The organism is Gilliamella sp. wkB112 (genome assembly GCF_001690685.1).
GTDB classification, from domain to species: domain Bacteria; phylum Pseudomonadota; class Gammaproteobacteria; order Enterobacterales; family Orbaceae; genus Gilliamella; species Gilliamella apicola_J.
This window is the reverse complement of record NZ_LZGL01000017.1, coordinates 19439-34509: the sequence shown is the minus strand read 5'-3', so window position 1 is coordinate 34509 and position 15071 is coordinate 19439. Positions and strand designations below refer to the sequence as shown.

Below are 15071 nucleotides of genomic sequence, written 5' to 3'. Positions count from 1 at the left end.
ATGGGGGAGTTAAAACTAAAACATCCCCCATATTTGCTTATTAAAATTTAAACGACTATTTTAAACTATCACCATTAGTACTAATGACTTGTTTATACCAATCAAATGAATCTTTTTTATAGCGTTTCATGCTACCGTTACCTTCATTATCACGATCAACATAAATGACACCATAACGTTTTTTCATTTCACCAGTGGTGAATGATACTACATCGATAATGCCCCATGCGGTATAACCCATTACCTCAACACCATCATAGTCTATAGCTTTTAACATTGCTTTAATGTGCGCGCCTAGATATTCAATGCGTGGTTTATCATGAACTTGGTTACCGTTTTCTAACTCATCAATAGCACCAAAACCATTTTCTACAATAAATAATGGCAATTGATAACGATAATACAAGCGATTTAAGGTTAAACGTAAACCTTCGGGGTCAATTGGCCATCCCCAATCACTACTTTTAATATACGGATTTTCAACCGCATTTGGTAAAGCACCATTAACAATATTATCACGTTGATCATTTTTAACATCAGCCTTAACTACGGTTGACATATAGTAACTAAAGCCAATGTAATCAACTGTACCTTGTTTCAAAATAGCTAAATCTTCTTCTGTAATATCCAGTTTATAACCTTCACGTTCAAACTCTTTTAAAGCATAAGCAGGGTAGTAACCACGCACATGCACATCAGGGAAGAAGAAACGTTGATGCATAGCGATTTCTGATGCCATCATATCATCAGGATTACAAGAATAAGGGTAAATAGGTACATGAGAAATCATACAACCAATTTGAAAATCTGGATTAATTTTCTTACCAGCAATGACAGCTTTAGCACTAGCTAAAAGCTCATAGTGAGCTACTTGGTAAAGTACTTCTTGCGGATTTTCGCCTGGTTTAACTTGTACTCCTGAATTAGTCCAGAAGAATATCGGATTGCTGGTGTCCATTTGATTATTGATTTCATTAAATGTCATCCAATATTTAACTTTGTTTTTATAACGTTCAAAACAAGTAATGGCAAAGCGTTCAAAAAATTCCACAGTTTTACGATTACGAAAACCACCATACTCACGAGCCAAATGTAATGGTATTTCAAAATGTGATAGAGTAATCACTGGTTCAATGCCATTAGCTATTAATTCATCAAAAACAGCATCATAAAAACGTAAACCTTCTTCATTTGGTTCTAACTCATCACCTTTAGGAAAAATACGAGTCCAAGCAATAGAAGTACGTAAGCATTTTAATCCCAATTCTGCAAACAATTTAATGTCTTCTTTATAATGATGGTAAAAATCAATGGCAGTATGATTAGGATAAAATTTATCGGCTTCAATATTTTGGGTTATTTGTCTTGCTACACCATGAGCTCCGGCTGTCATTACATCAACAACGCTAGGGCCTTTACCGCCTTCATTCCAACCGCCTTCAAATTGATGGGCAGCTAAAGCACCGCCCCATAAAAATGGTTTTTGTTTCATATTATTATCCTTGTTATTGCTTAATTCTAAATATTGTGTCTTCAGGTGTAACTTGTGCTTGATCTGTTAAAGCAATTTGCTGATACTGATCAGTATTAACTATAATAATTGGAGTAATTAATGGATAGCCAGCTTGCTTAATTGCCTCAGGATTGAAACTAATCAGTAAATCACCTTTTTTTACTTTTTGATTTAATTGAATATGATAGCTAAACTCATTATTAGTTAGGTTTACGGTATCAATTCCTACATGAATCAGTAGTTCTACCCCATTAGATAATGTTAAACCAATGGCATGTTTTGAACTTTCAAAAATTGCTGTAACTTCAGCATCATCTGGTGCATAAACGTTATTATCAGTTGGTTCAATGGCAATTCCTTCACCCATTAATTTTTGTGAAAAAGCAGGATCTGGAACTTCGCTAAGTGCCACTACTGTGCCTGTCATTGGGCTGGTAATATCTATTTCATCTAGTAAGACTTTTGGAGTGTCATTCTCTAAAGTGTTTGAAGTTTGCTTAGTTTCACCCGTACCGAGAATTTGGATTAATAATACTGGTCCAAATAGAGCTATGGCTGAACCAATAGCCACTCCAATAAAGGAACCCGGATGATCTGAACTTATAGCATTGATAATGGTAAGAGGACCAGGCAAAGCAGCATAAGCATAATAATATGGAGAAAAAAAACCAGCAACAATGCCGCCAATAGCTGCACATACACAACCATAAATAAATGGTTTTTTAAAGCGTAAATTAACACCATAAATCGCAGGTTCAGTTATGCCAAATAATCCAGTGACAAAAGCTGATAATGAAACACCTTTCATATCTTGTGTTTTAGTTTTTAAATAAAAACCTAAAGCTGCACCTACTTGGCCGATAACTGCGATGGTTTGGAATGCTTGGAACGAATCATGGTTAAATTGTTTGAAGTTTTCAACAATAACCGGTGTAATCCCCCAGTGAACACCAAAAATTACAAATACTTGCCAAACAGCACCAATGATAGCTCCGGCGAATGATGGTGCAAAATTCACAATCCAATTATAACCAGTAGCAATATAGTGAGCACCATTAGCAGTTAATGGACCAACAACTAATAGTGTTAAAGGTACCATAATAACTAAACTAAATAGTGGTAAAAGTAAAGGTTTAATAATACTGTGTAAACGAGGCTCTAAAAATCTTTCTAGATAAGAAAGTAACCATACCAAAAATAAAGGTGGTAACACAGTAGAATTATAAGTAGTTTCAGATAGAGCCAGGCCAAATAAGTTAATTTCTTTGCCTGATTTAATTATTTCTGCCAGTTCTGCCCAAGTTGGCGATAATAACGCAGCACAACAGGCAACTGCAATGTAAATATTACAACGAAAATGTTGAGAAGCAGTTATGGCGATGAAAATAGGTAAAAATACAAAAGGTGCCCAAGAAATAAAATTGAATACTTGGTAGGTACCGGTAGTCTCAAATGCGGGAAAAGGTAATTTAATTAAAATTAAAATACCTTGTAAGATTCCTGATGCGGCTAAAATATAAACAAAGGGTGCAAATACGGCGGACATGGTAGCGATAATCCGATTTAAAATGCTGGCATGATCATTATTTGCCACTTTATTTTCGGTATTAATTAGTTGAATAAAGGCACTGTAAACCTTATCAACATTAGTGCCAATAACAATTTGAATTTGCCCACCTTTTTCAACGACAGTAATGACCCCAGGAAATTTAGCAATGTTTTCTTTAGCCTGAGCAGGTGTGTTTTGAGTAACTATACGTAAACGGGTAGTACAACGAGCGACAGTTACAATATTATTTTCACCGCCTAACTCATTCAAAATATCAACAGCCAATTTATTATAGTCTCTAATTTTTGACGTCATCTATTTAAACTCCTTAAATAATAAAGATAGGCTATCTTAACTCTAAAATAAAAATTGTTAACTAACAATTATATTGTTTGTGATCTAGATCTACTTTTTACATAGTTATGTTTTATTCTTTTAATAAGCCGTATACAATGTGAGCAAACTATTTAAGGAATAAATAGAGGAAGACAATGCTAAAATATCAAGATGTTGCTGATAAAATAAAACAAAAGATTTATCAACAGCAGATTACTAAAGATACACAATTACCTAATATTGAAGAACTGATTAATCAATACCAAGTTAGTCGAACCACTATAATAAAAGCGCTTAACCGGCTTGAGCGTCACGGTGTTATCTATCAAGTTCAAGGTAGTGGGATTTTTGTGCGGCAACCTAAAAAAAGAGGTTATCTCAATTTTCTAGAAAGTCATGGTTTCAGTGTTGATTTGAATGATTTGCCAGGATCATCTCAGGTATTTAATGTTGACTTAATGCAACCAAATTCAAGAGTCAAAGAAAATTTGCAATGTGATGATAATGAACAAGTTTATTATATTAAACGCTTACGATTTGCAGATGGTAAGGTATATGGTTTTGAACAGTCATATTATCGTAAAAAATTAGTTTCTTATTTAAATAAAGAAATAGCTGAAAATTCTATTTTTAGTTATGTGCAAGAGGTATGTAAAATAAATATTGGCTTTTCCGATAAATATTTTAAGGCTATAAAACTTGATGCAGAAATAGCACCTTATTTAGGTCTAGAAGTAGGGGATCCAGCACTATGTGTTGAAGAAATCTTCTATACGACCTCAGGGGAACCTTTCGATTTTTCTCAAATTATTTATCATTATGACAATGCTAAATTCTATGTTCAAAGTCATTCGAAGTAAGTTGTAAATACGTAGTAAAAAGCGCCTTTAGGGCGCTTTGATATTTATTTTTAGCAATATTTAATTCGTTTTACTTTATGCCATATTGAGATCGGTAAGCTTCAACTTGTTTAACTTGATCTTTGCGGGATTCATCTTGGTAGAGGTATTGAATTAAATCATCTAAGGTAATAATTGAAATAACATCACAATGGTAAGTTTGTTTGATTTCTTGGATGGCGGATAATTCACCACGACCTTTTTCTTGACGATCTAGGCAAATTAATACGCCAGCTAGTTTTGAACGATTATCTTCTAAAATTCGCATAGATTCGCGAATAGCAGTACCAGCAGTAATAACATCATCGACCAGCATTACCCGTTGTTCATGGATGGAACTACCAACTAAGTTGCCACCTTCACCATGATCTTTGGCTTCTTTACGATTAAAACAATAAGGTACATCCACATTGTAGTGCTCAGAGAGAGCCACCACAGTTGATGATACAATAGGAATACCTTTATAAGCAGGGCCGAAAATCACATCATATTGTAAATTAGCATCCATCAATGCCGCAGCATAAAAACGACCTAATAAAGCTAAGTCTTTGCCAGTATTGAATAATCCAGCATTAAAAAAGTAAGGGCTTTTACGTCCTGACTTTAAGGTGAATTCACCAAATTTTAATGCTTGTCTATTTAAAGCAAATTCAATAAATTCACTCTTGTATGATTTCATCGACTCTCTCCAATTAATCTTTTAAGGTTTGTTTTTGAGCATCAATAATAGTTGCTATTCCATTTTTTGCTAATTCTAACAGCTTTAATAGTTCATCATGGCTGAATGGTTCCCCTTCAGCAGTGCCTTGAACTTCTATAATTCGACCATCATCAGTCATGACGACATTCATATCAGTTTCGGCATTTGAATCTTCAATATATTCCAGATCACAAATTGCTTCACCATCTACAATACCAACTGATACCGCGGCAATTAAAGATTTAATTGGGTTTTGTTTAATTTGACCATTGGCTAACATTTTATTAATAGCATCATTCAAGGCAACGCAAGCCCCAGTAATCGATGCCGTGCGAGTACCGCCATCAGCTTGAAGCACATCACAATCTAGAGTGATAGTAAATTCTCCAAGTAATTGCAAATCGATCATTGCACGCAAAGAACGGGCGATAAGTCGTTGAATTTCCATAGTACGACCAGTTTGTTTCCCTTTGGCTGCTTCACGTTGAGTTCTGGAATTAGTAGCACGAGGTAACATACCATATTCGGCAGTGACCCAACCTTGATTTTGGCCTTTTAAAAAACGAGGAACACCTTCATCTACGGTAGCATTACAAAGTACTTTGGTTTCGCCAAATTCAACTAATACAGAACCTTCTGCATGCTTAGTAAAATTACGGGTTATTTTGATAGGGCGGATTTGTTCCGCAGATCGACCGGATGGGCGCATGCATTTCTCCAACAGTTTCAATTTAAAAATATGTTTTGAACTAATCATTTAGGAGGACATCAACAAGAATACGTTGATGTTTAGCCTAAGCTAAGAGCGCATTATACAGAATTTGTGATACAATGCCCAGCATGTTTTTACAATTTTAGGATGCTATTATGATTTCTAGCATGACAGCCTATGCTCGAAAAGAGTTAAATCAATCATGGGGAACTGCTTCTTGGGAACTGCGTTCAGTTAACCAACGTTATTTAGAAACTTACATACGCTTGCCCGAACAATTCCGTGCCCTTGAACCTATGATACGTGAGCGACTACGTAATCGCTTAACCCGTGGTAAAATTGAATGTAATTTACGTTTTGAATTAGACCCAGCGGCTCAACATCAGCAATTGTCATTAAATATAGAATTAGCTCAACAAATACTCAATGCGGCAGACTGGATTCGTACCGAATACCAAGCAGGTGAAATTAACCCTATGGATGTGTTGCGCTGGCCAGGGGTAATGTCGGCTAAGGAACAAAATCTTGATAGTATATCGCAAGAGATCTTAGCTTTACTTGAAACTACCATCGATGAATTTATTGCGGTACGTGAACGTGAAGGTAAAGCTTTGAGTGATTTAATTGTGCAGCGTTTACAAGGCATTACCGAACAAGTTGATAAAATTCGTAACAGGATGCCGGAAATCCTTGAATGGCAAAAAGAACGACTCAAAACTAAATTAGCAGAAGCTGATATTGAACTGGATGATTCTCGTCTTGAACAAGAAATCGTCATGGTGGCACAGCGCATTGATGTGGCTGAAGAACTTGATCGTTTAATGACTCACGTAAATGAAACTTACTCAATATTGAAAAAGAATGAAGCAGTAGGGCGCCGACTTGATTTTATGATGCAAGAATTCAATCGCGAGTCTAATACCATTGCTTCCAAATCGATTAACGCAGATGTCACAGCAAGTGCGATTGAACTTAAAGTACTAATCGAACAAATTCGTGAGCAAGTACAAAACATTGAGTAACTATGCAGCCCTTGCCAAGAACTTTAGGTATCCTTGCGGTAATATTAGCATCCATCTTATGGGGCACAACGGGCACTGCAGCTACTTTTGCTCCTTCACTTTCACCTTTACTTATTGGAGCGGTTGCCATGGGTATTGGTGGGATCTTGCAATGTTTATTGGCATTAAAGCAAATAGTTAAACAATATCAATTATTAATCAAATACTATAACTTTTTAATTTTAGGTGCAGTGGCGGTAGCCATTTATCCGTTAGCTTTTTATACTTCAATGCGTTGGTCTGGGGTTACCATTGGTACAGTAGTTTCGATTGGATCAGCGCCAATATTATCGGTAGTTATTGAGTATGTTAACCATGATTTTCGCCTAACAAAACAATGGTTAATTGGCGCAATTTTAGGCATAGTAGGCATGTTATTGTTGTCATTTGCGGATAATAATACAGAAACTATTGTCTATGAACATCTCACTTTGGGAATATTGTTAGCTTTAATTGCAGGATTAACTTACGCGCTATATTCTTGGTCTGCCCGCAAATTGATGTTAAAAGGTATTTCGACTAAATCTGCAATGGGGGCAACTTTTGGTTGTGGTGGTTTATTGTTAATGCCGATTATTATGGTGATGGGCACACCATTATTTGAATCAGCTACCAATCTAGCTGTTGGTGTTTACATGGCAACTATCCCCATGTTTCTTGGTTATCTATGTTATGGTTTTGGTTTAGCAAATATTCAAGCCAGTACTGCCACTACTATTACCCTTTTAGAACCTGTTATAGCTACTATTCTTGCCATACTAATTGTTGGTGAATCATTACCTTTAATTGGTTGGTTGGGTATTTTATTGATTCTTATTTGTCTTATTTTTATTACGATACCATTTAAAGAATATCGGTTATTTAACCTTGATAAATAGCTTTACCATTATTACCTATCTTTTTGCTTACTGTTTTATTATTTTGTAAAATGCTAACAATTGAACCAAAATTTTTGACAGATTAGATTTCGTAAGGAATTAAAAAATGATATTTATTAAGAAATTAAACTTGGAAAAGTTATTCGTAATAGTTTTGTTATTTTTCTTTATGATTAGTCCAGCTAGCGCAGAGGATGTTAAAAATTTTAAATTAACTGAATTATATAAAGGTAATAATGAAATAAAACCAAATCCTCTTGAAATTAAGTCAGGAACTGAAAATTCTGATTTACAGAATAAAGGTGAGTCTCCACAAAATTTAGAAAGTCTATCTAAAACAGAGGATGAGCAGGATGAAGCTTTGACACAAAGTGATATAAATGATCAATTGGATCTGAATAAATTATATTATGAAACTTATGATATAGAACAAGATCCTTATAAAAAACAGGATTGGTTTGAAAAAACAGCCCGGCAAGAAAGCCCAAATGTTCAATTGAACCTATCGGGTGTGCAATTCGATCGTAAAGATTCGAACCAAGATTTTATTTTATTACAAGATTGGTATGCAAATGATGCAGAACAAAAAACAGAATCTCCCCAAATTAACACAATAATTAGTGATGAAGATAATTTTAATATAGAACAAAGTTCTATAAATTTAAGTCAATGGTTTGAAAAAATTGCTATACAAGGTGATATCGATGCTCAGTTTATTTTAGGATTAATGTATGAATTTGGCACAGGAGTAAATTTGGATTACAGCATGGCTGTTAATTGGTATGAAAAATCAGCCATACAAGGTGATATTGAAGCTCATTTTGCTCTGAGTGAAATGTATCAATATGGTAATGGAGTTAAACAAGACTATATAAAAGCCTTAGAATGGTATGAGAAGGCTTTTTCCATGGGCAAACAATGGAGTGAAGCTGATTTGCCAATTTCAAGAACAATTATTCCATATGGATATAGTCCTTCTTTTGTTACCCCACTTTCATTATGAGATTTTTGGATATTTGTAACTTAAGTCAAATTTTTACAACATCTGATTGTTTGATGATCAATAATGAATAAGGTTATTTAAAAAAATTAAAAACCAAAACAAATAGTGATGCCTTAAATATTATTTTTCCTCTAAGTTATTTTGATACATTTGTTTAATTTTACCCTTTCTTTTTAGGATAATGGCGATTCTTAATTGATTTGAAATACCAGTACAGTACAGCATAGGCAATACCGGAGGCTAATAAATCTGAAACTGGGGAGGAAAGCCAAACACCATTAAGGTCAAAAAATAATGGTAAAATATAAAGGGTTGGTAATAAAATTAAAATTTGCCTTGAAAGACTTAACATAATCGATATTTTTGCCATACCAATACATTGGAAGAAGCTGGTGGTTACCATTTGAAAACCAACAAACACAAAGGCTAAGGTAGTATAACGTAGAGCTGTTGCAGAAATTACTACTAAATCCTCTTCTGAGCTAAAAGCTCGTACTAATGTACTTGGAATAAAAAATCCTAGTATAAAACCTAGAGTGGTAATTATTGTGGCAATTTTAACGGCATAAATAAATGTACCTCTGACCCTAATAAAGTTTTTGGCACCATAATTATAACCAATAATGGGTTGCATACCTTGATTGATGCCAATCACAATCATAATAATCAAAGTAATCAAACGGTTGGCATTTGAATATGCGGCAATGGCATCCTCACCCGCAATATTGGCTAATGGAGCATAACGATTAAGTTGCCAGTTAATGAAAACCACTACAATTGATGCGGCGATTTGCATTGAAAAAGGTGACATACCAATGGACAAAATAGCTTTAACATAGGTGAAATTAAGTTTAAAGTTACGCCAATATAATTTTATATTACTGTTTTTACTGATAAAATGTTGCATCACAAATATAAAACTAATAAACATTGATAACGTTGTTGCAAAAGCGGCACCACGCATTCCCCAGCCGAAACCTATAATGAAAATTGGTGCTAAAATAATATTAGCTATAACACTAACAACCATGGTCATCATGGCTTTAAATGGGTAACCACTTGCACGCATCATATTATTGTAGTTATAGGTTAAGGTTAGAAAGATGCTTCCAGGTAAAAATACTTCTAAAAATTCACGCGCATAAATGTGATTAATGGGACTAGAACCGACAAAATCTAACACTGGATCTACAAAATAAAATAATAATGACAAGGTTAAGCCACTTAATACTGCAGTTAACATAAATGAAGTACCAGCTACTTTCTCTGCTTTATCGTTTTCACCACGGCCCAAAAAAATAGAGATACGACTAGCGGAACCTATTCCTACTAGCATACCAATCCCGGCAGTAAAATTCATAACAGGTAAGATTAAACCAGCTCCACTTAGTGCCTCACGGCCAATCCAATGACCAATAAAAATCCCATCAATAATATTGTAAAGCGTGTTCACAATAGTACCAATCACCGCCGGCAGAGCATATTGCCAAAACAGGGAACTGATTTTTTTATTTTTTAAATCATTATAAATAACGTGAGAGTTAGTTTTCATTGTTATTCCCACAGTAAATAGTGTAAAAATGTTTCAGGAGCAGCATACGTTCTAGTATATGTATTGACTATTTGTTCTTTGTTAGTCTAACAGACTTATGAATTGTTAATAGCACTTTTTGGGCGCTTTGATAAAATAGTATACAATTTACTATTACGATGCAAACAGGAAAAAATAATGAGCATACAAATAGAAGAGGTTATTTTACATAAATTAATTAGAAAAAGCGACTCTGAAATAGAATTACAACTGCGTGACTCAATGCTTGGTAATCAACAGTCCGTAGTTAATTTAATTGAGGATGTCAATTGCGTATACAACAATAAAAGTAAAGCTTATGGATTGTTTAATAGTGAAAGTTTGTTTGAACAATCCCTTAAAGAATTGCGCTTGGGGAATCAGAACTTTTTAAATTTTAGTCAAGAATCAACTAAGCAATTACGTAATGAATTGGCTAAATACCCTTTTGCTGAAGGTGGTACGGTTATATTTTGTCATTATCGTTATTTAGCGGTTGAATATTTAATTATTGCAGTACTAAATAGTTGCCTGAGTATGTTGGTAAATGAACAACTTGATATTAGTGAAACTCAATATTTAGATATTGATCATGCGGATATTATAGCCCGCATTGACATCACTGAATGGGAAACAGATGCTAATTCCAAACGTTATTTAACTTTTTTAAAAGGTCGAGTTGGGCGTAAGGTTTCTGATTTCTTTATGGATTATTTAGGAGCAAGTGAAGGACTAGATGCTAAAGCGCAAAATAAAACTTTAGTTAAAGCTGTTGATGATTATTGCCAGGAAATGCAATTTGATAAACAAGATAAAACTAGCGCTCGTGAAAATGTTTATCAATACTGCCAAGGACAATTACAAGTTGGTGAAGAAATTGAACTGAAAAACCTTGCTAATGAATTACCAGCTACGGCCAATAACAATTTCATTGATTTTGTCAAAAATAATGATTATGACTTGGAAGAAACATTCCCTGCTGATCGCAGTGCATTACGACAACTTAAAAAATTTTCCGGCAGTGGCGGAGGGTTAACTTTAAGTTTTGATTCCGATTTATTAGGTGAACGTATTAAATGGGATCCGCAAACTGACTCATTAGTAATCAAAGGAGTACCTCCTAATTTACGTGATCAACTGCAGCGTAACACTAGTTCGAATTAATTACTCGGGAGCAAAAAATGAAATATATTGGCGCACATGTGAGTGCCTCAGGGGGAGTTGATAATGCGCCTATTAACGCTTATCAAATTGGCGCAACAGCATTTGCTTTATTTACGAAAAATCAACGCCAATGGCATGCTAAACCATTAGAAGCCGCAATTATTGACAGTTTTCATAAACGTTGTGAAAAATATGGTTTTACTAGCAAACAGATCCTACCACACGACAGCTACCTTATTAATTTAGGTCACCCTGAAAGTGAATTACTCAATAAATCTCGTGCCGCGTTTTTAGACGAAATGCAACGTTGCGAGCAACTCGGCTTAACTTTACTAAATTTTCATCCGGGTAGTCACTTACAACAAATCTCGGTAGATGATTGTTTAACTCGCATTGCTGAATCAATTAATATTACTTTAGGTAAAACTAAAAATGTGGTGGCGGTGATAGAAAATACTGCCGGGCAAGGTTCTAACTTAGGCTATAAATTTGAACATCTGGCCCAAATTATTGACCAAGTTGAAGACAAAAGCCGAGTCGGCGTTTGTATCGATACTTGTCATGCCTTTGCTGCAGGTTATGATTTACGTACCGAAAAGGCCTGCCAACAGACTTTTGCTGAATTTGAAAAAATTGTTGGTTTTAAGTACCTAAGAGGTATGCATTTAAATGATGCTAAAAGCGAATTCGCTAGTCATGTTGATCGTCATGAAAGTCTAGGTAAAGGTAAAATAGGCGAAATGGCCTTTAAGTATATTATGCGCGACCCAAGAATCGACGAAATCCCTATCATTCTTGAAACTATCAATCCTGATATCTGGGCACAAGAAATTGCGTGGTTAAAGGAACAAATGAACTAGTAAAAAATAAAATAGTTTATTTTTTATTTATAATTTTTGCCTTAGTATCAAGTTTTGATACTTATGCGACAACGCTTGGTGGGATTAAACTAATAGCTTGGAAAGGCAGTCATTATCGGGAAGATATTTGATTATATAATCCCAACATGTGATTGCCATCATCCAAAGCTTAATTATAAAGTAAATAACAACTATATGATAAATTTTAATTTACGAACATACGAAAAAGGCATCAGTGGTCTGATTTTTGAGTTTGCTTTACCACCATTTAAAGATAGTTGTTGGCATAAAACATCCAGATATTTATCAGAAAGCGCATTTAGTTTTATCGAAAACATTATTTTCCATAATGTACCTAATTATCAAAACGATGGGCATTGGGGAACGACTGAAATTAGTAAAGGACAGTGGTTGCTGATTCGATCGGCATTATTATTGCTCCAATATAAGTTAGAGAATGTGAAAAATTTGTACGAGTTAAAACCTGATTTATCTAATTTTAAATTTGTTTTCGATAAATTTTGGTTAAAAGATATGGTTGATAATTTTCCTCAATACAAAATAACTTTTTCTAAGATGATTAGCGATCTTTGTACTTGGATTGATGAAAATATCCAAAAATATGGTGCCATCTATATTTTAGGCATCTGAAATAATATGATTTGTAACTTTAATTTAATCTGTTTTATTATCCAATTCACTAGCAAGAGAAATCACTTCTGGTAAAATTTCTAAAATTAAAGCTAATTGTTGCATAACTAATAGATCATTATTAGCTTGTTCATTGTTTGTAGGTAATGTTTCGATATAATCGGTTACTGATTTTTTTATTGATGAATAGTCAGCAGTGATTTTTTTATCACTTAATATATTAATAATGTAAACCGAAAGATCATCAAATAACTCAAGGGTATGATTAGTGATAATCTTATCGCGATGAGCTCCTAAGGTGGAAAGGTAACTAATAAGCGTATGATTGAGAGTTAATAACCGAAACCCTTGATTAATTAAGTTAGGATTTACATGCGGTTCTTTAGTCATCAAACTAATCAAAGAAGATAAATCGGCATTACTATCGTGTGCAGCCCGTCTAGCTAGACGGTATTGAGGATCATTACTTTTACCAGATAAATACTGTTGCCCGATTGCAGCTAAATAGTGACTATCATCATGGCAAGCACGATCGACTAATTTCGGTATATTCCTAAATTTCCAATCAGGCCATATAAAACTGACGGCAAACCAAGCAATAAAGCAACCGATTAATGTGGCAATTATGCGCGAAATTGCTACCTCAACACTACTTTCACCAATCAGACTAAAGCTAAAAAATACTAATAAAGTGATAAAAGCTGTGGCATAAGCATATTGCGAATTTTTAAATAGAAAAAATAACCAACCAGTAATGATAATTAATACTAATTGAGCTAACACACTTGGGAATAAATAAGTTAGTGGCAATCCCACAATAATCCCTAAAATGGTGCCAATTACTCGCAAACTTAATCTATGTTTAGTGGTTGAATAATTGGGTTGGCAAACAAATAAACTGGTTAAAATAATCCAGTAACCGTGGGCAAGTGCAGAAAAGTGGATAATTGTATAGCCTACTAAAAACACTAAACTCATTCGAATAGCATGGCGGAATAGTGATGATTTCACCGTTAAGTTTTTCTTTATTTTAGCAAAAATATCATAAAAGCTAGTAAGTTCATCATCCACCAATTGGTTATTTTCTTGCTGTTGTGATAAATGTTGTTCAGTATCGATATTAGCTAGCAATAAATCGATAGCCAATAAATTTTGATGAAGATTGCGTAATGATTTTATCAGTAACACGGTAGCTTTATCATTATTATTACCTTGATATTGGTTGATAGCTTCTTCTAGATAACTAAAATAACGAGTAAATAATGGATCATGCTGATAAGTTTGGTTTAACTTAATAGATAAGGCTAATTTGGTACAGGCTTGGGCTTGTAGATTTATAATTCGTGCGAATCGAAACAAAATATCACTGTGCTTAAAATGCTGACTTAACGCTTGATAATCGCCATGAGCTGAATTAGCTCGTTCATGAATATCTTGCGCCACAAAATAATAACTAAGTAGCTTTCTAATATAGGATTGTCCTCGATAACTTTTCAGTCGATTAAATAGCGAGCGCTTAGTTTGATTAAAGGCATTGATTAATTGATTATTACTATCGGTTAATTGCAATGTTTGTTTGTTAAAGCCGTTGGTTTCATCTGGATCAAACATAGCAGCTTTAGCATCTAGGTATTGAGCCAATTTAATAAAACAGTTGGATAATGCTTGTTGCGTGGTCCGGATAGGTTGAATAATCGACTCTATTAACGACACTAAATTATACCAAAGTGTTCCCACTAATAAAAAATATGGCAAGGTATAATTATCAGTATATAAATTATGCCCAAGCATGGTATAAGCGGCAATTAATAGCGAACCAAAAGCAACTACGCCATAACGTTGCCCCAGTGCGCCCAGCATAATGAAAATAAAAGTTGAGCTGACTAATCCCACAATAAATAGCGGTGGATAATCAAACAATAATTCCACTGAAAAAGTCGCGACAGCAAAACAAACTAATGTAAATATTATATTAATACAACGGCTTAATAATCTAGTATCGATCTCAGTTAATCCCGCTGCAACTACACCCAATGTTAGTGGAATAACCAAGTCGATTCGGCCAAAGTACCATGGCACCAGGGTAGAACCCATAAGGCTAATTAATATACGAATGCTAAATAGCAGATTGCTACTATAAAAAACTTTGCGTAAGGTTAGGATAAAAGGTTGCAC

At 34.4% G+C, this 15071-nt stretch carries 13 protein-coding genes; 7 read left to right on the top strand and 6 right to left on the bottom strand.

The features are described 5' to 3' along the window. Positions 1 to 55: 55 nt before the first annotated feature. Positions 56 to 1492 carry a 6-phospho-beta-glucosidase gene (locus tag A9G12_RS06855; protein ID WP_065565119.1) on the bottom strand — a complete coding sequence of 479 codons (1437 nt, stop codon included), beginning with the start codon at positions 1490 to 1492 and terminating at the stop codon, positions 56 to 58. A 13-nt stretch (positions 1493 to 1505) separates the two neighbouring features. Further along, the gene (locus tag A9G12_RS06850; protein ID WP_065565118.1) at positions 1506 to 3377 is read right to left on the bottom strand and encodes a glucose PTS transporter subunit IIA; all 1872 of its coding nucleotides are present in this window, start codon (positions 3375 to 3377) and stop codon (positions 1506 to 1508) included. Between the two features lie 176 nt (positions 3378 to 3553). Here A9G12_RS06850 and A9G12_RS06845 point away from each other — a divergent pair, with 176 nt between their 5' ends. Further along, the gene (locus A9G12_RS06845) at positions 3554 to 4258 is read left to right on the top strand and encodes a GntR family transcriptional regulator (protein WP_065565117.1); all 705 of its coding nucleotides are present in this window, start codon (positions 3554 to 3556) and stop codon (positions 4256 to 4258) included. 70 nt (positions 4259 to 4328) lie between these two features. Here A9G12_RS06845 and pyrE read toward each other — a convergent pair whose 3' ends face one another. Next, complete coding sequence (gene pyrE, locus A9G12_RS06840; protein ID WP_065565116.1) at positions 4329 to 4976, bottom strand: orotate phosphoribosyltransferase; 648 nt, start codon at positions 4974 to 4976, stop codon at positions 4329 to 4331. A gap of 13 nt (positions 4977 to 4989) precedes the next feature. Continuing rightward, a complete protein-coding gene (gene rph / locus A9G12_RS06835; RefSeq protein WP_065565115.1) occupies positions 4990 to 5706 on the bottom strand; it encodes a ribonuclease PH in 717 nt (238 codons plus the stop codon). A gap of 158 nt (positions 5707 to 5864) precedes the next feature. Between rph and A9G12_RS06830 the strand changes: the two genes are divergently transcribed. From A9G12_RS06830 to A9G12_RS06820, 3 genes are all read left to right on the top strand, one after another. Further along, entirely contained in the window at positions 5865 to 6731 is an 867-nt protein-coding gene (locus A9G12_RS06830) for a YicC/YloC family endoribonuclease (RefSeq protein WP_065565114.1), read from the top strand. A gap of 2 nt (positions 6732 to 6733) precedes the next feature. Beyond that, complete coding sequence (locus tag A9G12_RS06825) at positions 6734 to 7648, top strand: DMT family transporter (RefSeq protein ID WP_065565113.1); 915 nt, start codon at positions 6734 to 6736, stop codon at positions 7646 to 7648. 106 nt (positions 7649 to 7754) lie between these two features. After that, positions 7755 to 8651 carry a tetratricopeptide repeat protein gene (locus tag A9G12_RS06820; protein WP_065565112.1) on the top strand — a complete coding sequence of 299 codons (897 nt, stop codon included), beginning with the start codon at positions 7755 to 7757 and terminating at the stop codon, positions 8649 to 8651. Between the two features lie 160 nt (positions 8652 to 8811). Here the strand turns inward: A9G12_RS06820 and A9G12_RS06815 are convergent, their stop codons facing one another. After that, entirely contained in the window at positions 8812 to 10203 is a 1392-nt protein-coding gene (locus A9G12_RS06815) for an MATE family efflux transporter (protein ID WP_065565111.1), read from the bottom strand. 177 nt (positions 10204 to 10380) lie between these two features. On the opposite strand from A9G12_RS06815, the gene yejK reads away from it, so the two are divergent. The 3 genes from yejK (at position 10381) to A9G12_RS06800 (ending at position 12896) form a co-directional block, all read left to right on the top strand. Next, entirely contained in the window at positions 10381 to 11385 is a 1005-nt protein-coding gene (gene yejK, locus A9G12_RS06810) for a nucleoid-associated protein YejK (RefSeq protein ID WP_065565110.1), read from the top strand. A gap of 17 nt (positions 11386 to 11402) precedes the next feature. Continuing rightward, complete coding sequence (nfo, locus tag A9G12_RS06805) at positions 11403 to 12245, top strand: deoxyribonuclease IV (protein ID WP_065565109.1); 843 nt, start codon at positions 11403 to 11405, stop codon at positions 12243 to 12245. 195 nt (positions 12246 to 12440) lie between these two features. Further along, the gene (locus A9G12_RS06800; protein ID WP_065565108.1) at positions 12441 to 12896 is read left to right on the top strand and encodes a hypothetical protein; all 456 of its coding nucleotides are present in this window, start codon (positions 12441 to 12443) and stop codon (positions 12894 to 12896) included. Between the two features lie 24 nt (positions 12897 to 12920). Here the strand turns inward: A9G12_RS06800 and yccS are convergent, their stop codons facing one another. Next, a complete protein-coding gene (gene yccS, locus A9G12_RS06795; RefSeq protein WP_065565107.1) occupies positions 12921 to 15071 on the bottom strand; it encodes a YccS family putative transporter in 2151 nt (716 codons plus the stop codon).

Bases quoted from the DNA above. Each gene is read 5' to 3' on its own strand.
- A9G12_RS06855 (WP_065565119.1), bottom strand. From the start codon at position 1,492: ATGAAACAAAAACCATTTTTATGGGGCGGTGCTTTAGCTGCCCATCAA.
- A9G12_RS06850 (WP_065565118.1), bottom strand. From the start codon at position 3,377: ATGACGTCAAAAATTAGAGACTATAATAAATTGGCTGTTGATATTTTG.
- A9G12_RS06845 (WP_065565117.1), top strand. From the start codon at position 3,554: ATGCTAAAATATCAAGATGTTGCTGATAAAATAAAACAAAAGATTTAT.
- pyrE (WP_065565116.1), bottom strand. From the start codon at position 4,976: ATGAAATCATACAAGAGTGAATTTATTGAATTTGCTTTAAATAGACAA.
- rph (WP_065565115.1), bottom strand. From the start codon at position 5,706: ATGCGCCCATCCGGTCGATCTGCGGAACAAATCCGCCCTATCAAAATA.
- A9G12_RS06830 (WP_065565114.1), top strand. From the start codon at position 5,865: ATGATTTCTAGCATGACAGCCTATGCTCGAAAAGAGTTAAATCAATCA.
- A9G12_RS06825 (WP_065565113.1), top strand. From the start codon at position 6,734: ATGCAGCCCTTGCCAAGAACTTTAGGTATCCTTGCGGTAATATTAGCA.
- A9G12_RS06820 (WP_065565112.1), top strand. From the start codon at position 7,755: ATGATATTTATTAAGAAATTAAACTTGGAAAAGTTATTCGTAATAGTT.
- A9G12_RS06815 (WP_065565111.1), bottom strand. From the start codon at position 10,203: ATGAAAACTAACTCTCACGTTATTTATAATGATTTAAAAAATAAAAAA.
- yejK (WP_065565110.1), top strand. From the start codon at position 10,381: ATGAGCATACAAATAGAAGAGGTTATTTTACATAAATTAATTAGAAAA.
- nfo (WP_065565109.1), top strand. From the start codon at position 11,403: ATGAAATATATTGGCGCACATGTGAGTGCCTCAGGGGGAGTTGATAAT.
- A9G12_RS06800 (WP_065565108.1), top strand. From the start codon at position 12,441: ATGATAAATTTTAATTTACGAACATACGAAAAAGGCATCAGTGGTCTG.